Raw genomic sequence first — 26876 nt, forward strand, 5'->3', positions numbered from 1 at the left:
TATTTATCATTTAGTATCAGGCGGTTGATTGATTGTATCGAGCGCAAAGGCCCCCAAAAAGGCCCCAGTAATTTCAGCCTGCGATTTCACTCGGGCCGCAAAGGGAGATGACCTTCCTTTTTCACCACTTGTTCTGTCGGTAAAACAAGCGAACACGGCGATAGGACATCTTACGGCGCATGAACGTCGCGGACTTGTCGAAGTGCTCGATTGAAAAAGTGGCGTGTGGCCTTGTCCCGCGCCTCTGCGTCCGTCAACACGATGTTGCGCATCTCATTATCGCGCTGGAACATGCGGACCGCGCCTTGGAAGAACGCTTGGGCGAAGGCAGTGTAAACAACGTCCGGCGGGTTGTTGCGCAACATCTCCGCAAGGTTGTCGCCCAAAATCTCTTCGTTTACCTGCTCGAAACGGATCATGTCGCCTTCGGAGAATTGCGTTCCGTGACGTTCGTTGAACGCGTTGACGATCTCGGACAACTCCTTCTGCTCGTCCTCAGTGTAGGGCTTAGCCCCAAACTCGCTGATTGCTTTGAGCGCCGCCCTGTCGCCAGCGGCGAGCGAGGCGTCACCCTGCTCCTTCTGCTCGACCTTAAACTTTTGTAGCCGGAGCATGTCGTCGGTGATTTCAATTTCGGGTGGAATCTGCCGGTTGGGAAGGAGGCGCGCGAGCCATGTGACGTATGAATAGAGCTTTTCCAAGCCCGTATCCTCCAGCTTCATCACCTGCGCTATGAAGCTGTAGAAACGCATGTAGCTGCGCAGAAGTTGGCGGAACTCCTCCTGCCGCCCCTCATCTTCATCAAATTCAAACCGGGCGACGGCCTGACGGACAAGCCCTTCGAGCCGTGCGCGGTCCCCGCCGTCGAGCTGCCCCTTATAATAGGTCGCTGCGAACCGCTCGATTTCCTCCTTGTCGAGATAGGTGAATTTGAACAACCGTCCTTCAAGATCGTAAACGAGATTGGGGTCGGAGTTGGCTTCGAGCGCCGACACTTCGAAATATGGGCGAAAGGCATCCCGTATGTCCTCGATGGTATTTTGGAAGTCGAGGATGTAAGTCTGGTCTTTGCCGGGCCGGGTGCGGTTCAGACGCGACAGGGTTTGAACCGCCTGTAGGCCCGCCAGCTTGCGATCCACATACATGGCACAAAGCTTGGGCTGGTCGAAGCCAGTCTGGTATTTCTCGGCGACGATCAGGATTTGATACTGCTCGGGATAGGGTGTGCCGTCCGGCTTGAAACCGTCGAAGCGGCCCGGCAGCTCGGTTTCAGCAAAGCCCGTCAGGTCGGCTTCGGTGTAGGTTTGACCATCGAAGGTAAGTTCGCCCGAGAAAGCGACCAGCGCACGAAGATCGGCATAGCCCTGCGCCTTGATGTAGTCGCGCACGCCGAAAAAGTAGCGCAGCGCATGATCGCGGCTCCCGGTGACGATCATTGCCTTGGCCTGTCCGTCCAGCATCTTGGCGACATGGCGGCGGAAATGCTCGACAATGATCTCGACCTTCTGACCGATGGCAGTGGGATGTAGATTGGCATAGCGCGCAACCCGGCGCTGGCCGCGCCGCCCGCTTAGCTGCGGGTCATCCTCGATGGCCTTTTCGAGCTCGTAATAGGCTTTGTAGGTCATGTAATTCTGGAGAACGTCCAGAATGAAACCCTCCTCGATGGCTTGGCGCATCGAATAGAGATGGAATGGGTGCGGGAGTCCGTCAGGGCCTTTGGTGCCGAAGCGTTCCAGCGTGACATTACGCGGGGTCGCGGTGAACGCGAAGAAGCTGATGTTCGCCTGCGGACCGCGCGCCTTCTGATAGGCAGCGATAATGTCTTCGATGTCGTCGCTGGAGTCCCCCTCGCGCGTGAGCGCGTCGGTCATGGCTTGGGCTGATTTGCCGGACTGGCTGCTGTGTGCTTCGTCCACGATGACGGCGAAGGTGCGATCGCCCTGACCGGAAATCTCTTTCAGGTGCTCGGTCGAAAATTTCTGGATCGTTGTGACGATGATGCGCGCGCCTTTGGCGATGGCCTGCTTAAGCTGCTTCGATGTGCCCTCGATTTTGCGCACGACGCCCTGCGTCTGCTCGAACTGCGAGACGGTGCTTTGAAGCTGGCGGTCCAGCACGATACGGTCGGTAACGATGATCGCGGTGTTGAATACCGCCTTGTCATCCATGTCATGAAGGTTGATCGCGTGATGCGCGAGCCAGCCGATGGTGTTGGATTTGCCTGAGCCTGCGGAGTGCTGGATCAGGTAGTTGCGTCCCGCGCCGAACTGGCCCGCGTGCGCCATGAGCCTGCGCACGGCGTCAAGCTGCTGGAAGCGCGGAAAGATCAAGGCTTCCGTCCTGCCGCTGGTGTCGAGGTGGATGAAACGCCCTATGATGTCGAGTAGCACGGCGCGGGAGAATATCGCCGCACCCCATTCACCAAAACTGTAGAGATAGGCGACCCGGAACTCATCCTCAATGTCGGGATTTCCGGCCCCGCCATCGCGGCCCCGGTTGAAGGGCAGGAAGCGGGTGCGGCCATTTTGCAGCCGCGTGGTCATGGATACGTTGTCCTCGTCCAGCGCGAAATGGACCAACGCCCCGCGCTTGAAGGTCAGCAACGGTTCGCCCGCTGGCGAGCGATCCTGCCGGTATTGCTTTTCGGCATGACGGAAATTGGAGCCGGTGAGGAGGTTCTTTGCCTCCATCGTGGCGACGGGCAGTCCGTTGAGGAAAAGCGCAACGTCCAGCCGCCCGCCGTGCCGCTCGCTGTATTCGACCTCCTTCATCACCGAGAGGATATTAGCCTCGTATTCGGCGACGCGCTTAGGTTCCAATCCGCTGGCGGGGCGGAAGTAGCAGAGCGCAAACGTGATGCCGGGGACAATCTTGATCCCCTGCCGCAGCACGTCCAGCAGTCCGCGATCTTTCAGGGATTTTTCGAGCTGTTTGAAAAACGTGTCCTCCGCCGCTGTGGTGTAATGCCCTTCCAGCTTGGTCCATTCTCCGGGCTGGGTGCTTTGGATGAAGCGCAGGACCAAAGCCCTATCCATCGCCAGCGCCCGGTCATAGTTGGCCTTGGCATCGCGCAATTCATAGCCCCCACCCGCGATAAGCCGCGTAATCAGGTGATCCTGCACTACCTGTTCCTTGTGGGCGTTATGGGCGGCGGTACTCATGCTGATGCCCCTGCAATGCTTCTAGGGTCAATATTGAACCCGGAACCTTGGAGTCGCTGTGCCAGCTTCGGAACAATCTCGCGAACGTGATCATTGAACTCGATGTAGAGTATGCCCGCCGCGTCAGACGGCATTTCAAGTGCGCCCTTTTTAAGAATCACCATTTTGTCGCGCCCTAGCGCGGCCATCACCATTCCCATTTCGAGTATGACGTTCTGACGGGCGCGGGCCTGCTTTTCGGTTTCCCCGGCCACCTTGGAATAGCCGAAGTCATCGGGCGTAAGGAGGATAATGCCGAAGGCGGCCTCGCGATAAATGTTCTTCTCCAACGCTTCGATGACGGTTTTGCTCTCACCATCGGAATTTTGCAGAATGAAAGGTTGCAGACCGAGCCGCATGAGTACCAGTTCCAACTGGTCCCGTGCGTCACGGTCGTGACCATGCACTAGAAATATTTTGGCACTTGCCGCGACAGCTACAGCACTTGGGGTCATGCTCCCATTTCCGTTTAGTGCTGCTTGTAGAGATATCCGAAAGGCATCCTGATTTTGGCCCTGAAACTGGATCGTGCCTTTGCTCGGCCACCAATTCAAGATTTCGCCGGTGCGTCCCCGGAAAGAATGGTTATTCGCCTTAGCATTATCAGTCCAAGCCCCTACCAATCCGCATGAATCGATCGCAGTTTTTAGCTCATCGATACTCCCATGAAACTTGTTCATGCCTGAATGACCTCCCCTATTTTATCCAATCGGCGCTGTGTTTCACCGAGCCTACCCCAGGTCGCCACGTCGATCTGGCCGGTTAAGGCGGCAGTGATGAGAGCGGCGCGGAACTCTCCCAGTCGCGCAATCGACTGTTCTGTTTTCCCTTTCAATCGTCGCTCGAAATCAACTGCTTGCTCAACAGCCTTCTGCAACGCTGATCCGGGGACGGGGATTTTTTCTTTTCCAAGGCGGCGCACGTTGAGGGGCCTGTTGCGACCCGCCGAACCTCTCGATGCCTCGTTGAGAAGGAAATCACCGTAGCTGCTCCGCAAGAGCCCAAGCAAATAGGAGGTGTTAACCCCGGACTTGCCCCGATAGACAGGATAACGGTGCGAAACGACGCAGCCTTCTTCATCGGCGGTGGCGAGAGCGACTGCACCCTCCCATGCGAACTGACCGCTAAGGATAAGATCGCCAGCCTCGACGAAGAAGAACTCGGAATCACCCATGCCTTCTTCGTCGGCGGCGGGCTTTCTGAAAATACCGCGCCCCCGGTTGTAGAGGCCAAGCCGAACCAACTCATCGTGCTCGGACAACGTGACAGGGCGTGAAACGCGCTGCGTCAGGTGTTCAAATCGTGTGCGTGGCACATTGGCGTCTGCAATCGCTTGGTCAACAAGCGCCTCTATCCGACGTGCTACGCCCGTCACAAAGAGACGTTTTTTCTCGATCAATTGTTCAATGCGGGCAGTTTCGCGGTCAAGGAAATCAGCGATGAGCAGTTGAATATCGATAGAAGGCAGCCAAAGCTCTGTTGAGAGAAATTCTCGGGGATTTAGCCGTAGAAACCCCGTTCCCATCCCTTTTGATCGGCAATGAAACTCGGCTGCGTATAGAGTCGTCCTACATAAGTATTCTATAAAACGCGGAACAACTTGGTCCGAAAATTCGTAAACAGCATAGTCAGGACTGGTAATACCGTTGTAGGGTGATATGCCAAACATGCCGTTCCATGCTTGCATCTTGTTCGAGATGAGCTGACCTTCTCGGACGTGTTTGTATCCGACATAAGAGGACGCTTCTGACGCTCGTTGTCCCATATCGGATCGCCGAAGCACACCCCGACTTCCAGAAAGTCCTAAAACTTCTTCGTCCCCGGTTTCTGAACGGGCATCAATTTCACGCAAGAAGTGCTTCGCACGGACACGAGGCCAATCAAGGCTCTGGTTTCGCCCATAATAATCTTCGATCAAGAAGCCGGTGTTGCTCACGCCGCCACCTCTCGCAGCAGCCCCGCAATTTCCGCTTCCAGCGCCTTTAGCTCTGCGTCGATCTCATCCAGCGGACGCGGCGGGGTATAGCGGTAGAAATAGCGGTTGAAGTTGATCTCGTAGCCGACACGACCAATTTCGCGGTCGCGGGCGTCGCGGTAAGATTCGTCCACCCAAGCATCGGGAGCAAAGGGCGTCACCTCGCGCGCAATATACTCGCGCCAGTCCTCCTTGAGCGGCACAAGTTCGTGGTCACGCAGGTCGGTATCCGGCTCAGGGTTGCCGTCCTTGTCGGTGCAAATGTCGGCGTCCTCGTCGCGCTCGGAAAGGCCCGAAAGGACCGCCTTCCTGACTGGCCCCGCGATCTTCACGCCCTCGACCTTGAACGCCTTGGCCAAAGCCTTGTTGAAGGCATCGCGGTTGGTGAAGAGCGTATCGCCCATCCCCAGCAAAACGACTTCGATCTCTTCCTGCTCGTCCTCGGGCAGGCGCGCAAACACTTTCTCGTCGGCAAGGCGGGCGATCCGTTCCCGACTGGCCTGAAAATTCAGGCGCAACGGGCGTTCGACGCGGACTTCGCGATGGCCGAAGTCCGCAACGTCGAAGATTTTGGCAACGTCGCCTTCGCCGCGACCGCCGTTCAGGAGGCCTCCGTAGATGCGCACGATGTCGGCGCGGGCTTCTTCGGGAATCTCCCGGCGCTTGGAGCCAAGCGATTTCCGCATGGACTTCCAAAACCGTTCGCTGCTAGCGTCGATCAACTGCACCTTGCCCCGGCGATCGGCGGGCTTGCGGTTGGTCAGCAGCCACACATAGGTTTGGATGCCAGTGTTGTAAAACAGGTCTGTAGGCAGAGCGACAATCGCCTCCACCCAATCGTTCTCGAACATCCAGCGGCGGATTTCGCTTTCGCCGGACCCGGCCCCGCCCGTGAACAGCGGCGAGCCGTTCATGACGATGCCGATGCGCGAGCCGATTTCATCGTCGCGCATTTTCGAGATCATGTGTTGGAGGAAGAGAAGCTGGCCATCGGAAATGCGCGGCGTGCCCGCCCCGAAACGGCCGTCGAAGCCCAAGGTGTCGGCTTCGCCCTTGATCGCGTCCTGATACTTTTTCCAGTCCACGCCGTAGGGCGGGTTCGATAGCATGTAGTGGAATTTCTTGTCCTTATGGGCATCCTGCGTGAGAGTGTTGCCGAAGGCGATCTGTTCGGGATCGTGGCCCGTCACGAGCATGTCGGATTTGCAGATACCGAAGGATTCCCCGTTCAATTCCTGTCCGAACAATTCGACGCGGATTGAGGGGTTAAACTCCTGCAAGGCGGCTTCGGTGAGGGCGAGCATACCGCCCGTGCCGCAGGCCGGATCATAGACCTGCCGGATGATGCCGCGTCCGGTCAGCTTGGTATCGTCGTTGGCGATCAGCAATTCCACGATCAGGCGGATCACCTCGCGCGGGGTGAAGTGTTCGCCCGCTGTCTCGTTGGAGATTTCCGAGAAGCGGCGGATCAGCTCCTCGAAGAGATAGCCCATCTCGATATTGCTGACCGTATCGGGATGCAGGTCGATCTCGGTGAAACGCTCAAAGACGTTCCAAAGGATGCCCCCTTCCTTGAGACGCTTAAGCTGGTCGGTGAACAGAAATTTGTCGAGAAAGATGTCGCGGACGTTGGCCGAAAACTTGGTGATGTAATCGACCAAATTGGCGTGAAGCTGGCCGGGGTCTTGGCCCTGGAGGGTGGTCAGCGTGAAGCGGGACAGGTTGTAAACTTTCACGTTCCCGCCCACCGCGCTGAACAAAATCATATCGCGGGTGGCGTCGTCCACGCCCTCGGGAACCGAATTGGCGGCTTCAAGAACGGCAGCTTTGGTCGACTCAAGGATGCAGTCGAGTCGGCGCAATACGACAAAAGGCAAAATAACCTTGCCGTATTCAGACTGTTTGAAGTCGCCGCGTAAAATCTCGGCAATTGACCACACAAACCCGCCAAGGTTGCGAACTTCTTCTCGTTGCATCAGTTAATATCCCGCCGGTATCGAATGTATAAATGTGACCTCTGCTTCACCCGATCTGGGTGGCTTAGGCCAATTTCTGTTAGTCGTCTCGTAGTTTGCCTTTGAAAGGAAAAACCTTAATTTCCGCTTCCCGTTTGCGAGTTTGCGCAATGTCGTAGCTGCTTTGCATCTGCATGAGGGTATCCATCGACACGCCGAATCCCTTCTCGATACGCAGCGCCATTTCAGGCGACAGGTTCGCGCGCTCATTGAGCAACGTTGAAAGCGTCGCGCGCGTAATGCCCAGCACGGCCGCTGCCGCTGTAACCGACAAGCCCAGCGGCTCTATGATCTCATGCTTGATGAAACCGCCGGGGTGAGCCGGATTTTTCAAGCGAATATCTGCAATCGCGATCATAGTTACCCCCCTGCATCGTGCGCCGTTGGGCGACGCTATACAGTTGTCGGCGAGCGGATAAACCCCATCTTTATCCCAACCCCGCGCCAAAATCCTTGCGGGCGGCTGGGTTGGGCGCGGCGTGCTGCACAAGCGCGGTCTGCTTCTCGCCGGTTCGCTCGGCAATCGCGCCCTCCAGTCTGGCGCGGTCGTTCGTGAACAACGTTACGAACGCCTTGGCGCGGGACAGTTTGGTGTAGAAGCTCTTCTGATCGACGAGATTGGTGGCCGCGCTGTCCGCGTGAACGATGATATGATCGACCGTGCGGCCTTGGGCGGTGAAGGTGGTGGACACGTAAGCATGGGCGATGTGCCGGTCACGGGCAGCGTCAAGATCGAGCGTCTGGACCTTGCCGCGCTCGGTGCGCACCGTCGCGGTGCGGTTCTGTGCGTCGAGCGCTATTACCGCACCGAGCGTGCCATTGTTCCGTCCGGCCTCGCGGTCATTGCGCGTGAACCGGATGGCATCGCCGGTTTTGAGGTCCATCGCCTGCGGGGCGAACGCCTGCACATGGCTCGCACCCCATTGGCGCAGACGCCAGTCCACTTCGCGACCATCTTCCGATCTGAGCATGATCGCCGCCTTGGCCGCATCGATGGATTCAACCGTATAGGCTTCGCCGCGCATCACCCCCTTATGCTGATAGTCTCGGAAGAACCGGATCACATCACCTTTATTGTAGGACATGGGGTCATGCGCATCGGCACGAGTTAGCCCCTTGCTGTCGAGACGCTGAATGGGAACCGCAGGCCCGGTGATCGCACCTGCTTCGCTCAGGGCTTCGCGTATGTCCGCAATGAGCCTGTCACGCCCCTCGCGGGAGGGCTCGACTACTAGTGTACGGGCACGCGCCACCTCGTCCATCGCGGTATAGCGCGTGGCCATCATGGCGAACCGTGCTGCCCGCTCTTCATGCTCGATGACTGTGCCCCCGCCCCGGTCGAGCGCGGCCAGTGCCTTTTGGGCGTCTCCTTGGATAGACGCCAGCACAGCCTCCTTTGTTGCCTCGTTGGTCTGTCGGACAATCTCGGTCAGCTTCGCCGTCTCCATGCCCGCCTGCTGTAGCTGCTCGAACGCCGCACCAGCTGCGACCGATCCAAGCTGCTGCACGTCACCCACCAGCACGATGCGGGCGTGATGCTTTTCAGCCAGGTCGAACAGTTGCGCCGTGTCCTGTGCCGAGAGCAAGGACGCCTCGTCCACGATCCATAGGACGGGCCGCGTCGGGTCGGGTCGCTCGGGCAGGCGCAGGTGACGCGCGACCGTATCGGAGCGCGTCTCCAGCGCCTCTCCGAGCACCATCGCCGCTGATGATGTGGGAGCCAAGGCGACGACCGACAGGCCTTTCGCCCCGGCCTCGCGGGCGAAGGTAGCCAGAACCGTTGTGGTTTTGGCCGTCCCTGCAAAACCTTGGATAGCCGTGATGCGGTTGCGGCTGGTCAAAAGCTGCGTGGTGGCCTCCCGCTGCTCGACATTCCACGCGAACCCGGCCCGCTCGGCCTGCATGGCGGCGCTGCCGACCGCCTTGGCGGCTTCAAGCGGTGAAGCAATGGGCGCACACGCGCCGCGTCCTTGCGCCTCGACGCGCAACAGGGTGGTTTCGGTTTCGACATTACGGCGCGTGGTGAACCCGTCGAACTTTGCGCCGCGCCGATCAAGAAAGGTCCGGTCGATCAATGCCCCGCCTCGCGTTTCCTCCGCGATAGCGCTGGCGATCTGCGCATGGCTAGCCTTACCAAGACTGAACCGGCCGGCCTCCGCTTGCAGGGCAGCGTGCGAGAAGACCGATTGCCGTTCGCCAAGATGTGCGCTGGCCTGTGCGATGGCCCGGAAAGCGGCCTGATGGCCCTGCCGCGCAAGGGCGGCGAGATAGGCCGGATCGGCTGCCTTGGCCTCGGCCGCTGCGACGATCGCCAGACGCTCGGACGCCCGGAACCCGGCATCGCTCGCCGTCTCGCGCCAGTCGGCGACAAGCGCGCCCTGATCTACGAAAAATTTAGTCTCGCGCGTGTCGAGCGCGATAACCTGCTTCTGAGCAGCGCTGGCCGTATCGCGGGAAGCGCCGCGCTCTGCCAAGGCCGCTTCGATCTGCGCGCTGCGGGTGCTAAATGCCTCAAGCACCTCGGCGGGCACGCCTGCAATCTCGAACATCGAGCCTTTGGCCGTCTCGATCTGATAGCCAAGCTCGCGCACCTTCACGCTTAGTTCCTGCCGGTAGATTGAACCGATCTGCTTCTGAAGCTGGTAGATCGCTCTCGGTTCAAGGCTGCGCCATTCGCCATCGGCGCTTTGGGTCGCGTTCATCACCACATTATGCGTGTGCAATTGCGGGTCCTGAGCTCGGCTGGTCCCATGTTGAAAGCTGGCGATCACCAGATTGCCGGTGGACTCGCGGGCAACGCTTCCGCCGTCCCGGATACGGGTGGCGGCCATGTGACGTTCGACATGAGCCATGGCGATGCTGACCGCTTCGTCATGGGCGGCGATCAAACGCCGGTCGCCTGCCACCTCGGCCATGATCGACACGGATTTAGGCGCGCTCAGCGTCACGTCCCAGCCGGGGCGATGTTCCAATTCGCCGCCGCGCATGGTGCCAAGCATCTGATTGCCGATCTTCCCGTCCAGCGCCTCGCGGAAGCGCTCCCGGTCCACTTCGCCGGACAGGCCTAGCGCCTGTGCACCTTGGCCCCGCCATTGCGATGGGGCGAGCCCGTCTTCCGAATAATAGTCATCGGCCTCGTAATAGCTCGCGGCCTGTGCGGCGCTGGTCAGCGCGGAAACGGACGCGACCATCAAACCGGCCCCTGCCCGGCCGGCCCGGCAGGCGATGGCGGCGGTGCTGACGAAGCCGAGGGCTGGCCTGCGGGCGGAGCGGCAGGCGGTACGGGCGCGATGCGCGCTGCTTCCTTCCACAAGGTCGCGTCGGGATCGCCCGCGATATATCCGGGCTGGCGGGGTGCCCCTCGCTGCGCGATATGGTCGGCGGTTAACTTGATCCGCGCCACGGGCAAGCCATCCGGCAGCAACAAATAGCCGGCATGCGGTGGCAGGCGCAATTCGCTTTCAAGCACGGCAGGGCGGGTCTGGCGATCACGGCTCAGGCTGGGACCGCCTGCTGTGGTGCCGGACGGCAGCGTGTGGTTCATCGTGGCGATTTCCACCTCTTGGGTGCCAATCGTCTCGCTGGCCCATTCGCGCGTTTCCGCATCGACGAGTTGCAGGAACAGCTTGCTATTGCAGTTGCCCAACATCGCTTCGGCGATCTGCGGGCCGTAGCGATGGCTCATCTGGCCGATCGCCTGAAAGGTCAGCACGACCGCCGCCCCGAATTTGCGACCCTCGGGCAGGAGCCGCGCGAGATTATCGACGCGGGGCAGGTCGGCGAGCTCGTCGAGGATGAACCAGACGCGCCGGGAGCCCGATGGCGAGAGGCCCAGCACGGCGCTGGCCGCGCATTCGAGCCAGCACGCTAAGAGGGGCTTGGAGGCCTCGAAGTAATCTTCCTTCCTCGGCACAAATATCCACGGCTTCGGGCCATTGCGCTGGTCCAGATTGCGGAAGTACGTCCGAAACGCGAAGGGCTCGGCCCCGCTTTCCTCGGCGCGCAGGAACTGGATGAGGTTCGCGGTCTTGGCCAGCATGAACAACACGCTGCCCGTCGCGCGATCGGCATCATCCGCGAAGGTCCGCGCTGATGACGTATGCGCCAGCCGCTCCCGCAATTCTTCCTTGCTGCTCATCTGGAGCATAGTCAGCAGGCCGGTCAGCGTAGGATTGCCGCGCTGCGACAGATCACGCAGCATGTTGGCGACCAAGATGCGGGTGGTCTGGAGCCACACATCATGGTCATGATCGCCAGTCTGCGGAACAAGCTGCGTGGCGATCCGGTCCGCGTCCGCCGGGTGGCCGATTTCGGCGAACGGGGACCAGAAGGCGCACCGGGCATCGAAGGAGTTCAAGATCACGTCACCCCGAGCCGGATTGTAGTAGTTTTCGATGAACTCGCCTGACGTGTCATAGACCAAAGCGGCTTCGCCCCGTCCCTCGATCCTATCCAGCATCTGGCGCAGGACCGTCGTTTTGCCCGATCCGGTGGTGCCGATCATGGCAATGTGGCGTGTCTCCAAGCGGGCCGGGATTGGCACGGAAGCGATGGTGAGCGTGTAGGGTCCCGCCTCGGCGCGGAGCCGCTTGGCAAGCGCCGCCTCGGTCGTAACGACCGTCCCGCCGATGATTCGGTCTTGCAGCGCTTGCGCCCGTCGCCGCGCCATGACCTTTCGCAGCAACAGCAGGCCGGCGAGCCAGCCCGCAAGGCCAAGACCGCCCCCCGCCATAGCGTGAGCGAGCGTCGTATCGACCGCCCGATGGTAATAGGGGTGCGCAATCACGGCGCGGGCCAATGCATTATAGCCTTGCCCACCATCCTCGATCCGCAAGACCGGATCGCGAACGAGTCCCCCAAGCAGCGCAACCTTCGTTTCTGCAAGCATGTAGGTCGAAATCGCCTCGGCATCGCCCGGAGCTCGCAACACATAGGACGTAGTGGCGCCCCCCAGCGCGCAGGACAGGAGCATGAGGCCGCTATGCAGTTTGAATTGGGCGAGAAGATTGTTGCGGCGCTGGCGCGCAAGCGCGCCAGCATGGATGTGGTGATCATGGGCGTGGATCATGGCTTCGTCTCCCGCGCCAGCAGACGCTGACGCTCATAGGCTTTGTGGATTTCTTCGGTGATGGCTTCGTCGCTCGCCCGTGCGGCCAGCGCCGCGCTGCGGGAATATGCATAGGCTGCGCAGGCGGTGAACAGCGCCCTGTCCAGCAGCCGCTCGACCTCCGTCATGCGAACGCTGAGCGCGGCCAGTTCGGTGACAAGCTCGCGATTGCCGGCGTCCGGGTCGGGCGCGTCGGTGAGCGCCGCAAGGCCCGCCTTCACGCAACGCTGGAGCATCGCATAATGACCGACGCCATGGCGCTCGGCGAGGTTCCTGAGCACTCTATCGAGCGGCTGGGACAGACGGATGGAGTGGTGCGCCTGCTTCATGCGGCGCCCCCTGCGAGGGTGCGCGGCGCACCCTCGACAAGCGGCGGAACCGCGTGACCGACACCCCCCGCGCACCCTCGGCGCACCCTCGCGCAGGGGCGGAAAACCGCCATGCACCCGTGCGTGAGGTGTGATCCCTTATTGCAGGCGCGAGGCAAAGCCTCGTCGCCCCGCGAAGCAGCGATCCGGGTGGAGGGCTCAGTCATGCTCGGTGCCTCCCACCTGCGGGTCTTGTGCGGCGCTAGACGGCTCGTAACTGGACATCCATTCCGGCACGCCAGCCGAGATCCAAGCCATTGCTTGCGCATCGGCGGTGGCGCGATCAAAATCCGCAAGGACCGGCGGGCGTTCGTGTAGACGATGCTCCTCCACCCACTCGACAATTTGGACCTCGATGGCCTCGCGGATGCGATCTCGCAGCGCGTCCGCCTCGAATGGGGTGAGGTGTGCCGTAACACCGGGGGACTGGATTAACCCGCCCATCGGCAGGAACCACCCATGCGGATAGTCAAGCGGCGCCTCGACCAGCGGCCCGTCAATTCGGCACAGGCTGACCGAGCCCAGATAATAATCGAGCGGCGGGCGCTCAGCGCGGAACCAGTGCGCCACCGCGACGCGGTAGGTCTCGCCGTCCTTGCTGCCGTCAAGCAGCTTGCGAATGAGCGGGACCGCATAATCAGCCGTCCTCGCATCGGTCTGGAAGCGTAGGGTGACGGGGGCATGAGGCGAGAGACGGAAGCCCAGCCGGGCCTTGAAGCGACGGAAAAAGGACATAATTCTTCCTTTCGTGAAATCACGAGTGACGTGGATTGGATTGTCGGAGTGTGACGGGCAGGATTAGCCCGCCGATCAATCAGACCGGATCAGGACGCCTGCGTGCCGTCCTTGTTGGTCTGGATCAGGCGGGCGATGGATGCGGTCGTGACCAGCGTGCGCGTGCCCATTTTGACGGCATCGAGCTTACCGGTTTTGATCAGCGCATAGGTCAGCGATCTGCCGATGCCGAGCGCCTTGGCCGTGTCGTTGATAGAAAGCGCAAGTGGCTTCATGTGCGTCTCCTTGGTTGCCGATTGGCGGCGGGAGACATGTCCATATCCACGGGACTGCGGGCATACGAACGGTGGTCAATACTGAGGAAATCAGCCACTCACAGCACCTTCCCGGTAATTGCCCGGCAACCGGAATGCCTGATTTCCGTCATTTATCGGTAATCCGGATCGGAATTACCGCGCACGATTTTTCCGAATGACGTCCAAGATCATCTTTGCATAGAGGGCAAGCTGCGTCTCGCCCGGCGGGGTCTGGCGGTTACTTTCATACCAATCGTGCAGAAGGCCCTTGACGAGCATCTGGCTGCCACGCTTGTTCGGGTCGAGTTCTCGGATCGCGGGATGCTCGATCAAGGACATGGCCGCATCGGTATAATCGTAGGTCTTTTTCACCCCGGCGGCATTCGGCTTGGCTTTGGCCTTGACGATCAACGCAGAAACATCGACCTCCATGAAAAGCTCTCGGGAAAACCAGACACCTATCGGTGGGAAAAACATGTCCCGCAGTTCCGGATTCTTGGACACCAGCGCCACGCGCAACGCGCCGAAGAAATAGCGCTCGTCAACATATCGCTTCACGCCATTCCTCGACCGGTAGAAAGCACGGGGAGTGCTTTCCTTTTGAAGCTCGGTGAATAGCCGTTCCAGATTCTGCGCTGCCGGGTCCTCGGGGTTCGCGTAGATCGCAGGTTGCGGCTTACCTACGGTCAAACCGCCATATTGGAGACTCCGCCAATAGCTCAGAATACCGATCACGATTGCGAATTGCAGAAGCGCGATGACGCCAGCAACATGGCCATATTCTTCATTTACGAAGACAAGCGTAATCGCCGCCAGAGCGAATATCAGAAAGAAGGACGTCGCCAGCATCAAGGCGGCCCATAGGATTAAATATTGCATGGCAACCTGCGAGCGCACGCCGCGAGCAATGCGATCGATTTCAAGGACGCCTTCGTCTTCATTCTTATGAATGAACCGTGCCGCCACGAGTCTCAAGGCAATAGTTGAAAATTTACCTTCAGTTATAAATTCGTTTTTCATTAGCGCTTCTTTCGCAATGAAGGCCAGTTTAGCCTACATCGTAAAGATAGACAGGCGGGTGGCTCATGTTGCGCAAATTTGACCATCTTCAGCTATTTGCCGTCGTCAGCAGCGCCATCCCGCTTTCCTGACCGCAGCTGCACAACATTGCCTCCGTCCCGGAGACTGCCTAAATAGTCGCTCCACCACTGCGCCATCTCGACGCGTTCACCCCAATAGGCGGACTGGTTGTAAATGCGCCGAACGCTCCCTGCGACCATATGTGCTAAGGCACGCTCGATGGCGTCGGGATTCCACTTGCCGGATTCGTTCAGCAGCGACGATGCAGACGTGCGGAACCCATGTGCCGTCATCTGGTCTTTCGCATAGCCCATGCGCCGCAAGGCGGCATTGACCGTGTTGTCGCTGATCGGTCGCGCCCGCGACCTGATCGACGGGAACACATAGCGCCCCGAACCGGACAAGGCGCGCATCTCATCCAGCAGGGCCAGCGCCTGTCGCGAAAGCGGCACCGAATGCGACTGACGCATCTTCATCTTGCCTTCCGGGATGATCCAGACCGCCTTGTCAACGTCGATCTCCCTCCATTCCATTTGCCGGATTTCGCCGGGGCGTTGGAACAAATGTGGGGTCAGCTTCAACGCATACATGACAGCCGGGTCGCCCTGATAATCGTCAATCGCCCGCAACAACGCCCCAAAAACAACAGGGTCCGTGATGGCCGCGAAGTGCTTGACCTTGGGGGAGGTAAGCGCCCCAATCAGCAATTGAGCAGGATCGCGCTCGGCCCGCGCGGTCGCCACCGCATAGCGAAACACCCGACTCGCGAACGAACGAAGGAGATTGGCCGTTTCCAGTCGGCCCCGCCGCTCATGCTTGCGCAGTTCGTGCAACAGTTCCTGCGGTGTGATTTCGGCGACAGGACGCTTGCCGAAATCCGCGCCCAACAGCGTCACGAACCAGCGCAGCTTGACCAGCGTCGGTTCTGCCAGCCCTTCACGGGTCTTTTTCTCGATCAGCTCTTCGGCCACGCTGCCGAAGCTGTTGCTCGCCCGAATGCTGGCCTCAATGCGCGCCTGCCGTCTGGCTATGTTCGGATCGATAGCATGGGCGACTTGCCTGCGTGCCGCATCGCGCGCCGAGCGGGCCTCGGCCAGCGTGATTTCAGGATAGGAGCCCAACGCCAGCTTTCGCTCAACACCGTTGATTCGGTATTTGAGCCGCCACAGCTTGCTGCCCCTCGGGTTGACCAGCAGATAAAGCCCCTGCGCGTCCGCCACCTTATAGGGTTTGTCCTTGGGCTTGGCATTTCGGATCGCGGTATCGGTCAATGCCATTTGGGGGCCTCGCTTCTGGGAGGGGCTTTTCAATGCCCCCAGATTAGGCCCCCATCTTCTGTAACTACAGGCGAACAGAGGCAGCCACCGGCAACCGGTGAATGCCTTAAAACTAGCTGAAATCAGGGATTTTTCAACCGCCGACAGTCACTGTCAGACGAGAATTTGGAGGCCCGAGCCGGAATCGAACCGGCGTGCAAGGATTTGCAGTCCTCTGCGTAACCACTCCGCCATCGGGCCGAGGGGCACGCAAATGCGCGGAGAGTGCTTCGCTGTCAATATGCGCGGCGAAGAATAATCGCCCGCGCGGCGATGGGGGCATAAGAAAAGCAGGCACAGCTTGCTTGGCGAAGCGACAGGGGCGCGATAAAAGCCGGTTGCAACCGTCAATGTGTATTGCATCCATAACACAGCCGTGCGACAGGAACGTCATGATGAATAAAAACCCCGATTCGAACAGCTTCGAGGCGATGCGCCGATCGATGGTCGCCAGCCAGCTTCGCACCAGCGCGGTCGACGATGTCCGCGTGATCGAAGCGATGGCAGCGGTGCCGCGCGAACGCTATGTCCCGGAGGGGGTTCGCGATGTCTGTTATCGCGACACGCAGCTTGCTTTGGGCAACGGACGGTTTCAGAACACGCCGCTCGCGACCGGACGGCTGATCAATGAGGCATGGCTGGAGCCGACCGACAAGGTGCTGCTGATCGGTGCGGCGGGTGGATATACGGCGGCGGTGCTTGCGCTGATCGTCGACCATGTCGTTGCGCTGGAAGAAGACGAGGCGCTGCTTGCCATGGCGCGCGAATCGCTCGCCCCAATCCGCAATGTCGAGCTGGTCGCCGGGCCGCTGCGCGATGGGTACGCCAAAAACGGGCCGTATAATGCGATCATCCTCGACGGTGCGGTCGAGCAATTGCCCCCCGAAATCGTTGCTCAGGCGTCGCCGGGCGCGCGGATTTCGACTGGCCTTGTCGATCGCGGCGTTACCCGGCTGGCGGCGGGAAGCAAGACCGAGGGCGGTTTCGGTCTGTTCGATTTCGCGGATAGCGATTGCTGCGTCCTGCCCGGCTTTGCCAAGCCGCACGGCTTCCGGTTCTGAGCGCCATGGGGGGGCGGTTTTCAAAGGTAGCGGCGGGGGTCGGCCTTTTCGCCTGTGCGGTTCAGTCGGCGCAGGCGGACACGCTTCGCGACGCGCTGATGCGTGCTTATCAGACCAACCCCTCGATCACGGGTGCGCGCGCCGAGTTGCGCGCGACCGACGAGAATGTGCCGCTCGCCAAAGCGAACGGACTGCCCGCGCTCGATGCGAGCGGCGGATATAGCGAGACGCTGGTCACGCCGACGAACAGCTTCCTCGCGCCGCCGCGCCAGCTTACTGCCGGAGCGCAGCTGAGCGTCCCTGTGTTTCAGGGCGGTGCGGTGAAGAACAGCGTCCGCGCGGCCGAAACCCGGGTCGAGGCGGGGCGCGCGGGACTGCGCAGCACCGAATCGGATCTCTTCACGCGGGTCGTCGCGGCCTATATGGACGTCATCCGCGATGCGGCGGTGGTCCGGTTGAATCAGGAAAATGTCCATGTGCTGGAGATTAATCTTCAGGCAAGCCAGGACCGGTTTCAGGTCGGCGATCTGACCCGCACCGATGTCGCCCAGTCCGAGGCGCGGCTCGCACAGGCCAAGGGGCAGCTTCGCGACGCACAGGCGCAGCTGATCACCAGCCGCGAAACCTATATCAGCGTGGTCGGCACCACGCCCGACAATCTTCAGTCGCCGCCCGATTTGCCCAACCTGCCCGATTCGACCGAAGTTGCGGTCGACACCGCGCTGCGCGAAAATCCGCAGCTCGATCAGGCGCGAGAAGCGTTGAAGGCAGCGGGTTTCGATGTGGATGCGGCAAAGGCGGGTAAATTGCCGAAGCTGAGCGTCGTCGTCGGCGGGCAATATTATAACTATCTCGGTTCGCTTCCGCCGCTGGCGCAGGCGCAGGGGGTGCGGAATACGGGCAATGGCGCGACTGCGGGCGTGCAGCTGACCCTGCCGCTGTTTCAGGGCGGGCGCCCCGCCGCGCAGGTGCGTCAGGCCAAGGCGCGTCGCGGTCAGGCGATCGAGCAGGCGACCGCTGCCGAACGGCAGGTGGTCCAGAATACGCGTTCGGCCTATGCCGCATGGCAATCCTCGCTCTATCTGATCCGCTCGTCGCGCGCGGCAGTGAAGGCCAACCAATTGTCGCTGGAGGGCGTGCGCGCGGAAAACAGCGTCGGTACGCGTACCGTGCTCGACATTCTGAATGCCGAGCAGGAACTGCTCAATTCGCAGGTCCAGCTCGTGACGGCGCAGCGCAATGCCTATGTCGCCGGTTTCGCGCTGCTCGCCGCGATGGGCCGGGCCGAGGCCAAGGACCTTGGGCTCGACGGCGGCGGCCTCTATGATCCGGTGGCGCATTATGACGATGTGCGCGGGCAGATATGGGACTGGAGCGAGGGCAAGGATGCCATGCCCGTCGCCACCACGACCACGGGCACACCCGCCCAGACGTCGGATGTCGCGCCGCTGGGCGAGGATGAGACGCTGGATCTCGGCGTCGGCGATGCGGGCGAATAGTGCGATAGATGATTGACAGTGCGCCGAGTTTTCCCGCACGTGTCATATATCTGTACGAAATCCCGAGGACGTCATGAGGGATATCAGCAACGAGACATCGATGGAGGATATTCTCTCCTCCATCAAACGCATCATCGCCGATGATGGTGAGGGTGCGCCTTCGCGTTCGGCCTCGCGTCGCCAGCGACGCTCCGCCGATGCGCCGGACGAGGACGAGCGTGCGGGCGGACGCGACCCTGCCGATGCGGTGCTCGAACTGCGCGAAGCAATCGCCGAAGCCGGTGAAGATGCGCTGGCGCGATCGCGCTTTCTGATCGACGAAGGCGTTGGCGAACGCGCGGCGAACCGTGCGCTCGGCAAAGACGATGCAGCGGGATCGGGCGCCGATAGCGGCAAAGCCGAAGAAGAGACGATCGTTTCGCGGCAGGCAGCCGATGCCAGCCGGGGCAAGCTGGAATCGCTGTCGCGCATGGTGGTGAAACCCGAAACGCCCGGTTCCGACACGCTGGAGGGGATGGTCCGCGAAATGCTGCGCCCGATGCTGCGCGAATGGATGGATGCCAATCTTCCCGGTCTGGTCGAACGGATGGTCCAGCGCGAGATCGAACGCATTACTGAGCGCGGTTCCTGAATTCGCGAAACCTCGCGGCCCTTAGAAAGTTTGTATGCGTATGAGTGAGGACCGCGAAACCCCGCTAAAGGCGCAGCCGGAGATTCCGCCGGCTCCGCATATCGCGGACGACACCATGCCGGGCGAAGCGCGCGCGGATATCTTCTTTGCTGCCGTCAAGACGACGCGAATGCCGATGATCGTCACCGATCCGCATCGCGAGGATAACCCGATCATCTTTTGCAACGCCGCGTTCGAACGGATGACGGGGTATAAACAGTCGGAGATCGTCGGATCGAATTGCCGGTTCCTGCAGGGACCGGAGACCGATAAAGATTCGATCGGGCTGGTGCGCGATGCGATTGCACGCAAAGAGGAAGTCGCGGTCGAAATCCTGAATTACCGCAAAAACGGATCGACCTTCTGGAACGCTCTGTTCGTGTCGCCGGTGTTCGGCGACAACGGCGATCTGCTTTATTATTTCGGCAGCCAGCTCGACATTTCGCGCCGCAAGGAAGCCGAAGAAGCGCTGCATCAGGCGCAGAAGATGGAAGCGGTCGGCAAGCTGACCGGCGGCATCGCGCATGATTTCAACAATCTGCTGCAGGTCATTCTCGGCTATGTCGATCTGCTCGAATCGCGGGTGGATGACAGCAACCGCGCGGCGCGGCGGGCGATCGAAGCGATCGGAACTGCGGCGGATCGCGGTGCGAAGCTGACTCAGCAATTGCTCGCCTTTGCCCGTAAGCAGGAATTGCGCGACCGGTTGCTGAACCTCAATACGCTGATCGGCGATTTCCGCCCGATCATCGACCGCAATCTGGGCGACGGGGTGGAGGTGCGCACCGACCTTGCCGACGATCTGTGGAATTGCCGGCTCGACCCCGTTCAGTGCGAAATGGCGCTGCTCAATATTCTCAGCAATGCGCGCGATGCCATGCATGGCAAGGGCGTGGTGCAAATGAAGACCGAAAATCTGGTTTCCACCGAGGAGGAGCCGCTCGCCGCCGGGCTGGCGCCGGGCGAATATGCCTGCCTTTCGATCCAGGATCAGGGCGACGGCATTGCCGAAGAGACGATCGACCGGATTTTCGATCCTTTCTTTTCGACCAAGGAGGTCGGGCAGGGGACGGGGCTTGGCCTGTCGATGGTCTATGGCTTTGTTCGCCAATCGGGCGGCGGCGTGGAAGCGCGCAACGTCCCCGATGGCGGCGCGCGCTTCGCTCTATATTTTCCGCGTGCGCGCGGCATGGTCGAGGCCGATCATGTTCAGCTGATCCATGAAGGCGGCGGCGGCGAGCATATATTGATGGTCGAGGATCAGCCCGAGGTCGCCGAGCTGGGCAAGGCGATCCTTGAGGATCTCGGCTATTCGGTGACTCATGTGTCCAGCGCGTCGAAAGCCTATGATCTGTTGCAACACAAACGCGATTTCGCATTGCTGTTCACCGACATCGTGATGCCGGGCGGGATGAGCGGCGTCGAGCTGGCGCGGCAGGTGCGCCAGATGATCCCGTCGCTGCCGATCCTGCTGACCACCGGCTATTCGGATCGTGCGCTGGATGAGGACAGCCGTTCGTTCGAACTGGTGCGCAAACCCTATCGCCGTGCCGATCTGTCGGGAAAGATCCGCGCGCTGCTGGAGGGACCGAACGGCATCGCCTGAACCGCGCATCGCGCTCTTGCACCATGCCATGGGTGCGCTAAGTGCGGATGCTATGAGCGAGCTGCCAAAGACATTCGACCCCGCCGCTATTGAACAGCGCTGGTATGAACATTGGGAAGATAAGGGATTGTTCCGGCCCGACCGTCCGGGTGCCGAGCCCTGGACGATCGTCAATCCGCCGCCCAACGTCACCGGCAGCCTGCATATCGGCCATGCGCTCGACAATACGCTTCAGGACATTCTGGTGCGCCACGCCCGGTTGCAGGGCAAGGATGCGCGCTGGGTGGTCGGCACCGACCATGCGGGCATCGCGACGCAAATGGTCGTCGAGCGGCAGCTGAACGCGCAGGGTGAGAAGCGCACCGATTATGACCGCGACGCCTTTGTCGACAAGGTCTGGGAGTGGAAGGCGGAGAGCGGCGGACAGATTACCCGCCAGCTTCGTCGCCTCGGCTGTTCGATGGACTGGGCGAACGAACGCTTCACCATGGATGAGGGCTTTTCGAAGGCCGTTATCAAGGTGTTCGTCGACCTGCACGAACAGGGGCTGATCTATCGCGACAAACGGCTGGTGAACTGGGACCCCGGCCTCGGCACCGCGATCAGCGATCTTGAGGTGGAGACCCGCGAAGTTCAGGGCAAATTCTGGCACCTTGCCTATCCGCTCGCCGACGGGTCGGGGCATATCCGGGTGGCGACGACGCGGCCCGAAACCATGCTCGCCGATATGGCGGTCGCGGTGCATCCTGACGATGACCGCTACAAGGCGCTGATCGGGAAGATGGTGAAGCTGCCGATTACGGGCCGCGAAATTCCGATCATCGCCGATGAACATGCCGACCCCGAACTTGGCTCGGGCGCGGTGAAGATCACGCCGGGGCATGACTTCAACGATTTCGAAGTCGGGCGGCGTTACGGGTTCAAAGCGGCCGAAATGTACAACATGCTCGATGCCAAAGCGCGGGTGGTACAGACGGCGGATGGGCTCATCCCCGACGCCTTTATCGGCCTGTCTCGCGAAGATGCGCGCGCTGCGGTGGTCGAGGCGCTGAAAGCGGCGGGCGCTCTGATCCCGCATGTCGACAAGGACGGGGCGGAGCATGACGCCGAGCCGCGCACGATCCAGACGCCCTATGGCGACCGATCGGGGGTGGTGATCGAACCCTGGCTGACCGATCAATGGTATGTCGATGCCGAAACGCTTGCCGGTCCCGCGATCGAGGCGGTGCGCTCAGGCGCGGTCGAGATCGTGCCCAAAGCCTGGGAAAAGACCTATTTCAACTGGATGGAGAATATCCAGCCCTGGTGCGTGTCGCGTCAGCTCTGGTGGGGGCACCGGATCCCGGCATGGTATGCCGAGGATGGCAGCATCTTCGTCGCCGAGACCGAGGAAGCGGCGCAGGCAAAGGCGGGCGAGGGCGTTTCGCTTCGGCGCGATGAGGATGTGCTCGACACGTGGTTCTCCTCGGCGCTCTGGCCCTTCGCGACGATGGGCTGGCCCGACGAAGACGTCCGTGCGGCGGGGCGCTATCCCAATGACATCCTGATTTCCGGGTTCGACATTCTGTTCTTCTGGGATGCGCGGATGCTGATGCAGGGGATGCATTTCCTGAACGAAGTGCCGTTCCGCAAACTCTATCTGCACGGGCTGGTGCGTGCTGCCGACGGCTCCAAAATGTCGAAGTCGAAGGGCAATACGATCGATCCGCTCGGTCTGATCGACCAATATGGCGCGGACGCATTGCGCTTCTTCATGGCGGCGATGGAAAGTCAGGGCCGCGACATCAAGATGGATCAGGGCCGGGTCGAGGGCTATCGCAACTTCGCGACCAAGCTCTGGAATGCGGCGCGTTTCTGTCAGGCGAACGGGATCGGCGGCAGCGATACGATCGAGGCACCTGAGGCCAATCTGTCGGTCAATCGCTGGATCATCGCCGAAACGATCAAGACGGTGCAGCAGCTTGACCTCGCCTTTGCCGATCTGCGCTTCGACGGGGCGGCGAACACCGTCTATCATTTTGTCTGGGACCGGTTCTGCGACTGGTATCTGGAACTGATCAAGCCGATATTGCAGGGCGAGCGCGGACTGGATTCCGCCGAAACGCGCAAGGTTGCGGGCTGGGTGCTCGACCAGATTCTGGTGATGCTCCACCCGTTCATGCCGTTCATCACCGAGGAACTGTGGCACGCGCTGGGACCGCGCGAGCATGATCTGATCGTCGCGAGGTGGCCGATCGCCGATGCGCGTGCGCTCTATCCGGAAGCGATGAAGGAGATGGACTGGCTGATCCGTTTCATCTCCGAACTTCGCCGCACGCGCAGCGAGCTGAACGTCCCGCCGGGCGCGCGCACCCATTTGTGGATCGAAGCCGAGGTTGCGGACCGCGAGGCGCAAGCGGCACCGCCGGTGACCGATGTCGAAGGCCGCATCCTCGCCAATGCCGTCTATATCAACCGGCTGGCGCGGGTGGACTGGGTCGAATTCTTACGCTCCGGGCTGGTGTTCGACACAGCGACCGGTGAGCGGCTGGAGCGACAGGGGGTCACGCATGAAGCGCAGGGGTGTGCGACATTCGTGGTCGATGATCAGACCTATATGCTCCCGCTGGCCGATGTCATCGATTTCGATGTAGAGCGTACGCGGCTGACCAAAACGGTGGCAGCGATCGAGAAGGAACGCGACGCGCTCGCCAAACGGCTGGAAAATCCCGCTTTTGTCGAAAAGGCCAAGCCGGAGGCAGTCGAAAAGGCGCGCAGCGACCATGCCGAAAAGGCAGCCGAAGCAGAGCGGCTGCGCGAGGCGCTGGAGCGGCTCGGCTGATCGCACCATTTCGGGAACTGTTAACCATGTTACGTTATGCGTAATTTTCGCTGCAGACGTTATAACCAGTCCGTTCAGGTATGGTTTTCGGGGGTATCAGGCTTGCTATCGATCTATCGCATTGCCGGACTTGCGGCCGCTGCCGCTGCTCTTGCAGCTTCGGCACCGGTATGCGCGCAAAGCATCAGCGGCATCGACGCGCTGCGCGAATGGAATCTGATCGTCCTGGGCAACCTGACTTCGTCATCGGAAGTAGAGGGGCGCACCTTTGTCGGCGGCAATCTCGGCGGTAATTCGTCCAATTATCAGATTCGGACGCCCGCAAGCTCTGCTTATGGCACGCCGGGGCTGATCGTTGTCGGCGATGTGCTGGGCGGCACCAAAAATCTGAATAACGGATCGGGCGCGCTGATCGGCGGTACCGTGTTTAGCGGGTTCAACCTGAACGGCGCGGCGCAGACGGTGAAGGTCGGCGGCAGCATTTTCAAAACCAATGTCAATCAGAACACGGTTCGGTCCGATCTTGCCGGCAGCGATCCGGCCTTTGCGCAAAACCTCAAACAGGAGCGCAGCCTGCTTACCAGCAGCCTGACCGACCTGTCGCGCGACATGGCGCATGAAAGTGCGAACAGCGTGTTCAGCGTGCAGGGCAATCGCGGCATTTTTACCGCTACGCCGGGGGGCGACGGCAAAGCAGTATTCAACATTTCCGCGGCCGATCTCGACCGGATCGGTGAGATCAGCTTCAATCTGAATGGCGCCGACACCGCGATCGTGAATGTGTCGGGCGGGTTCGTCCGGCTGAACGACAATTTTCTCGGCGGCACGGCGGGGCTGGGTGAGCATGTCATCTGGAACTTTCCGGATGCGACCAATATCGACGTGAGCACTGCCTGGGGCGGTTCGGTGCTCGCGCCGGGAGCCGCGGCTATCACCCGTAATTATATTCAGGGGTCGTCCGTATTCGGCTCGCTGGTGCAGAATGGCGAATTCCATCTCGGCACCTATACCGGCGGCTATGTCCCGCCGGTCACGCCGCCCGACAGCGGCGGACCGAAGCCGGTTCCAGAGCCATCGAGCTGGGCGATGTTCCTGATCGGGATGCTCGGTCTGGGCGTATTCGTGGCCCGACGCCGCCGTCAGCTGGCGGACTGACCGGCGGGCACCATCACCCGAATTGCGCCTGCCGCAACGCTGGCGGTGACCGGGGTGCGGGCCAGCACTTCGCCGTCGATCGAGATGGGGAGCGGCGGTTCGGTGCGGATGTGAATCGATTTGCCGGTAAGGTCGATCACATCCTCATGCCGCGCGTCGAGGCGGAGCACGATCTCCGCCCAGTTTTCGAGCAGGCGGCGGCGGACATTGCCCTGCACCACCTCGACGACGATTTCGCCGCTGTCGACCGAGGCGCATTCGACGATTTCGGTACCGCCATGATAGGGGCCGTTGGAAATGCGGACCTCGACCGCCTTCATCCGCTCCTCGCGCCCGTCCTCGCGAGTCGCGATCAGCGTGAAGGGCTGAAACTTCGCATATTGCAGCGCCGCCCAGCCGAGATAGCCCAGCCGCCCGAAATAGCGCTTCAGCCAGTGCGGCACGCTCTGCGCGATTTTGGGCGAAATGCCGATCGCGGCACAACTGGCATAATGATCGCCGTCGATCTTCCCGAGGTCGATGCGATGCGGCCTTCCGCTGGCGAGCACCTCGACCGCGCCCTCCACATCGAGCGGCAGGCCGAGCGAGCGGGCAAAGCTGTTTGCCGTGCCGAAGGGCAGCACGCCCAATATCACATCGGTGCCGACCAGATGATCGACCAGCCCGCTGATCGTGCCGTCGCCGCCGCCCAGAATGACAAGGTCGGGCTTTTTGGCGAGCGCTGCCTCCATTACCGCGTCAAGCGTTTTGGGATTGCGCACCGCATGCGGATCGACCGGGAAGGGCAGGTCCTTCATCGCGCTGCACGCGCGCTTGAACAGGTCGCGGCCCTTTCGCGACTGGGCATTGACGATCATGGCGGCGCTGCGGATTTCGTTCATCGCATTTGTAACGCACGAAAAGCGCATCCGGCCCAAAGCATATCCGCCTTGCGAAGCGGGCACGGGAAGCGCACTAATCCGCGCCATGAGTCACTATCCCGCGCTTCGCATGCGTCGCACCCGTTCCGCCCCCTGGAGCCGAGCGCTCCATCGCGAAACGGTGCTGACCCCCGCCAACCTGATCTGGCCGTTGTTCGTCACCGAAGGCTCAGCAGAAGAGCCGATCCCGACCTTGCCGGGGGTGTCGCGCTGGTCGATCGCCGGTATTGTCGAACGTGCGAAAGAAGCGCGGGACCTCGGCATTCCGTGCCTTGCGCTGTTCCCCAATACGCCGCCCGAATTGCGCAGCGAAGACGGGGCCGAGGCGTATAATCCCGACAATCTGATGTGCCGCACCATCCGCGCGCTGAAGGACGCAGTGCCGGAAATCGGCGTGCTGACCGATGTCGCGCTCGATCCCTATACCAGCCACGGCCATGACGGCCTGATCGACGATAAGGGCTATGTGCTGAACGACGCGACCAGCGAGGTGCTGGTGCGTCAGGCGATGGTTCAGGCAGAGGCAGGGGCCGATATCGTCGCGCCCAGCGACATGATGGACGGGCGCGTCGCCGCGATCCGCGACGCGCTGGAATCGGCGGGGCACAGCAATGTGCAGATCATGGCCTATGCCGCCAAATATGCCAGCGCCTTTTACGGGCCGTTCCGCGATGCGGTGGGGAGCCGGGGGCTGCTCACCGGCGACAAGAAAACCTATCAGATGGATTTCGCCAATCGCGAAGAGGCGCTGCGCGAGGTCGAACTCGACCTTGCCGAAGGCGCGGACAGCGTGATGGTGAAGCCGGGGCTGCCCTATCTCGACATTATCCGCGAAGTGAAGGACGCGTTCGCCGTGCCGGTCTTCGCGTATCAGGTGTCAGGCGAATATGCGATGATCGAGGCTGGCGTCGCCGCCGGGGTGGCGGATCGCGACGCGCTGGTGATCGAGACGCTGACTGCGTTCCGGCGGGCCGGCTGTGCGGGCGTGTTGACCTATCACGCAGCGCATGCCGCGCGGCTGCTCGCACGCTGACGGGATTCAGGCGGAG

Annotated in this window: 20 protein-coding genes and 1 tRNA gene; 7 read left to right on the forward strand and 14 right to left on the reverse strand. The window is 61.0% G+C overall.

What is annotated here, in order from left to right:
* Positions 1 to 170: 170 nt before the first annotated feature.
* The 13 genes from EV664_RS00195 to EV664_RS00255 form a co-directional block, all read right to left on the reverse strand.
* Complete coding sequence (locus tag EV664_RS00195) at positions 171 to 3164, reverse strand: type I restriction endonuclease subunit R (RefSeq protein ID WP_133493697.1); 2994 nt, start codon at positions 3162 to 3164, stop codon at positions 171 to 173.
* Positions 3161 to 3883, reverse strand: a complete 723-nt coding sequence (locus EV664_RS00200; RefSeq protein WP_133493698.1) for a TIR domain-containing protein — start codon at positions 3881 to 3883, stop codon at positions 3161 to 3163. The genes EV664_RS00195 and EV664_RS00200 overlap by 4 nt, the downstream gene beginning before the upstream one ends.
* Positions 3880 to 5139, reverse strand: coding sequence for a restriction endonuclease subunit S (locus EV664_RS19365; protein WP_211338432.1), 1260 nt, complete (start codon positions 5137 to 5139; stop codon positions 3880 to 3882). The genes EV664_RS00200 and EV664_RS19365 overlap by 4 nt, the downstream gene beginning before the upstream one ends.
* Entirely contained in the window at positions 5136 to 7154 is a 2019-nt protein-coding gene (locus tag EV664_RS00210) for a type I restriction-modification system subunit M (RefSeq protein WP_133493699.1), read from the reverse strand. The genes EV664_RS19365 and EV664_RS00210 overlap by 4 nt, the downstream gene beginning before the upstream one ends.
* A 79-nt stretch (positions 7155 to 7233) precedes the next feature.
* Positions 7234 to 7551, reverse strand: coding sequence for a HigA family addiction module antitoxin (locus EV664_RS00215; protein WP_133493700.1), 318 nt, complete (start codon positions 7549 to 7551; stop codon positions 7234 to 7236).
* A 70-nt stretch (positions 7552 to 7621) separates the two neighbouring features.
* Positions 7622 to 10384 carry a MobF family relaxase gene (gene mobF / locus EV664_RS00220; RefSeq protein ID WP_133493701.1) on the reverse strand — a complete coding sequence of 921 codons (2763 nt, stop codon included), beginning with the start codon at positions 10382 to 10384 and terminating at the stop codon, positions 7622 to 7624.
* On the reverse strand, positions 10384 to 11991 hold the full coding sequence (locus EV664_RS00225) for a type IV secretion system DNA-binding domain-containing protein (RefSeq protein ID WP_308423504.1): 1608 nt from the start codon (positions 11989 to 11991) through the stop codon (positions 10384 to 10386). Before EV664_RS00225 ends, mobF begins: the two co-directional genes overlap by 1 nt.
* A 266-nt stretch (positions 11992 to 12257) precedes the next feature.
* On the reverse strand, positions 12258 to 12629 hold the full coding sequence (locus EV664_RS00230) for a hypothetical protein (protein ID WP_133493703.1): 372 nt from the start codon (positions 12627 to 12629) through the stop codon (positions 12258 to 12260).
* Positions 12630 to 12827: 198 nt separating this feature from the next.
* A complete protein-coding gene (locus EV664_RS00235) occupies positions 12828 to 13403 on the reverse strand; it encodes a hypothetical protein (RefSeq protein WP_188656342.1) in 576 nt (191 codons plus the stop codon).
* An 89-nt stretch (positions 13404 to 13492) separates the two neighbouring features.
* Positions 13493 to 13678, reverse strand: coding sequence for a helix-turn-helix domain-containing protein (locus tag EV664_RS00240; RefSeq protein WP_133493704.1), 186 nt, complete (start codon positions 13676 to 13678; stop codon positions 13493 to 13495).
* 174 nt (positions 13679 to 13852) lie between these two features.
* A complete protein-coding gene (locus tag EV664_RS00245) occupies positions 13853 to 14719 on the reverse strand; it encodes a hypothetical protein (RefSeq protein WP_133493705.1) in 867 nt (288 codons plus the stop codon).
* Positions 14720 to 14811: 92 nt separating this feature from the next.
* A complete protein-coding gene (locus EV664_RS00250; protein WP_133493706.1) occupies positions 14812 to 16056 on the reverse strand; it encodes a tyrosine-type recombinase/integrase in 1245 nt (414 codons plus the stop codon).
* Positions 16057 to 16222: 166 nt separating this feature from the next.
* Positions 16223 to 16296, reverse strand: a tRNA-Cys gene (locus EV664_RS00255).
* Positions 16297 to 16487: 191 nt separating this feature from the next.
* Here EV664_RS00255 and EV664_RS00260 point away from each other — a divergent pair.
* The 6 genes from EV664_RS00260 to EV664_RS00285 all read left to right on the forward strand — a co-directional run bounded on the left by EV664_RS00260 (position 16488) and on the right by EV664_RS00285 (position 24907).
* Positions 16488 to 17156 carry a protein-L-isoaspartate O-methyltransferase family protein gene (locus EV664_RS00260; RefSeq protein WP_133493707.1) on the forward strand — a complete coding sequence of 223 codons (669 nt, stop codon included), beginning with the start codon at positions 16488 to 16490 and terminating at the stop codon, positions 17154 to 17156.
* Positions 17157 to 17161: 5 nt separating this feature from the next.
* Positions 17162 to 18655 carry a TolC family outer membrane protein gene (locus tag EV664_RS00265; protein ID WP_133493708.1) on the forward strand — a complete coding sequence of 498 codons (1494 nt, stop codon included), beginning with the start codon at positions 17162 to 17164 and terminating at the stop codon, positions 18653 to 18655.
* A gap of 73 nt (positions 18656 to 18728) precedes the next feature.
* Positions 18729 to 19286 carry a DUF2497 domain-containing protein gene (locus EV664_RS00270; protein WP_229668012.1) on the forward strand — a complete coding sequence of 186 codons (558 nt, stop codon included), beginning with the start codon at positions 18729 to 18731 and terminating at the stop codon, positions 19284 to 19286.
* A 34-nt stretch (positions 19287 to 19320) separates the two neighbouring features.
* Positions 19321 to 20931 (forward strand): histidine kinase famiy protein, encoded by a 1611-nt coding sequence (locus EV664_RS00275; protein ID WP_211338433.1) that lies wholly within the window; start codon positions 19321 to 19323, stop codon positions 20929 to 20931.
* A gap of 52 nt (positions 20932 to 20983) precedes the next feature.
* On the forward strand, positions 20984 to 23752 hold the full coding sequence (locus EV664_RS00280; protein WP_133493709.1) for a valine--tRNA ligase: 2769 nt from the start codon (positions 20984 to 20986) through the stop codon (positions 23750 to 23752).
* A 111-nt stretch (positions 23753 to 23863) separates the two neighbouring features.
* On the forward strand, positions 23864 to 24907 hold the full coding sequence (locus EV664_RS00285; RefSeq protein ID WP_373287479.1) for a collagen-binding domain-containing protein: 1044 nt from the start codon (positions 23864 to 23866) through the stop codon (positions 24905 to 24907).
* Here the strand turns inward: EV664_RS00285 and EV664_RS00290 are convergent.
* Entirely contained in the window at positions 24892 to 25875 is a 984-nt protein-coding gene (locus EV664_RS00290; protein WP_425326414.1) for a diacylglycerol/lipid kinase family protein, read from the reverse strand. The genes EV664_RS00285 and EV664_RS00290 overlap by 16 nt on opposite strands.
* Here EV664_RS00290 and hemB point away from each other — a divergent pair.
* A complete protein-coding gene (hemB, locus tag EV664_RS00295) occupies positions 25874 to 26860 on the forward strand; it encodes a porphobilinogen synthase (protein ID WP_133493711.1) in 987 nt (328 codons plus the stop codon). The genes EV664_RS00290 and hemB overlap by 2 nt on opposite strands.
* The last annotated feature ends 16 nt before the right edge of the window (positions 26861 to 26876 follow it).

This window comes from Stakelama pacifica (genome assembly GCF_004361835.1).
GTDB classification, from domain to species: domain Bacteria; phylum Pseudomonadota; class Alphaproteobacteria; order Sphingomonadales; family Sphingomonadaceae; genus Sphingomonas; species Sphingomonas pacifica.

Excerpts from the sequence above, each read along its gene's own strand:
- EV664_RS00275 (WP_211338433.1), top strand. The coding sequence starts at position 19,321 with ATGCGTATGAGTGAGGACCGCGAAACCCCGCTAAAGGCGCAGCCGGAG.
- EV664_RS00250 (WP_133493706.1), bottom strand. The coding sequence starts at position 16,056 with ATGGCATTGACCGATACCGCGATCCGAAATGCCAAGCCCAAGGACAAA.
- EV664_RS00235 (WP_188656342.1), bottom strand. The coding sequence starts at position 13,403 with ATGTCCTTTTTCCGTCGCTTCAAGGCCCGGCTGGGCTTCCGTCTCTCG.
- EV664_RS00280 (WP_133493709.1), top strand. The coding sequence starts at position 20,984 with ATGAGCGAGCTGCCAAAGACATTCGACCCCGCCGCTATTGAACAGCGC.
- EV664_RS00260 (WP_133493707.1), top strand. The coding sequence starts at position 16,488 with ATGATGAATAAAAACCCCGATTCGAACAGCTTCGAGGCGATGCGCCGA.
- EV664_RS00210 (WP_133493699.1), bottom strand. The coding sequence starts at position 7,154 with ATGCAACGAGAAGAAGTTCGCAACCTTGGCGGGTTTGTGTGGTCAATT.
- mobF (WP_133493701.1), bottom strand. The coding sequence starts at position 10,384 with ATGGTCGCGTCCGTTTCCGCGCTGACCAGCGCCGCACAGGCCGCGAGC.
- EV664_RS00215 (WP_133493700.1), bottom strand. The coding sequence starts at position 7,551 with ATGATCGCGATTGCAGATATTCGCTTGAAAAATCCGGCTCACCCCGGC.
- EV664_RS00240 (WP_133493704.1), bottom strand. The coding sequence starts at position 13,678 with ATGAAGCCACTTGCGCTTTCTATCAACGACACGGCCAAGGCGCTCGGC.
- EV664_RS00200 (WP_133493698.1), bottom strand. The coding sequence starts at position 3,883 with ATGAACAAGTTTCATGGGAGTATCGATGAGCTAAAAACTGCGATCGAT.
- EV664_RS00195 (WP_133493697.1), bottom strand. The coding sequence starts at position 3,164 with ATGAGTACCGCCGCCCATAACGCCCACAAGGAACAGGTAGTGCAGGAT.
- EV664_RS00230 (WP_133493703.1), bottom strand. The coding sequence starts at position 12,629 with ATGAAGCAGGCGCACCACTCCATCCGTCTGTCCCAGCCGCTCGATAGA.
- EV664_RS00270 (WP_229668012.1), top strand. The coding sequence starts at position 18,729 with ATGAGGGATATCAGCAACGAGACATCGATGGAGGATATTCTCTCCTCC.
- EV664_RS00265 (WP_133493708.1), top strand. The coding sequence starts at position 17,162 with ATGGGGGGGCGGTTTTCAAAGGTAGCGGCGGGGGTCGGCCTTTTCGCC.
- hemB (WP_133493711.1), top strand. The coding sequence starts at position 25,874 with ATGAGTCACTATCCCGCGCTTCGCATGCGTCGCACCCGTTCCGCCCCC.
- EV664_RS00245 (WP_133493705.1), bottom strand. The coding sequence starts at position 14,719 with ATGAAAAACGAATTTATAACTGAAGGTAAATTTTCAACTATTGCCTTG.
- EV664_RS00290 (WP_425326414.1), bottom strand. The coding sequence starts at position 25,875 with ATGGCGCGGATTAGTGCGCTTCCCGTGCCCGCTTCGCAAGGCGGATAT.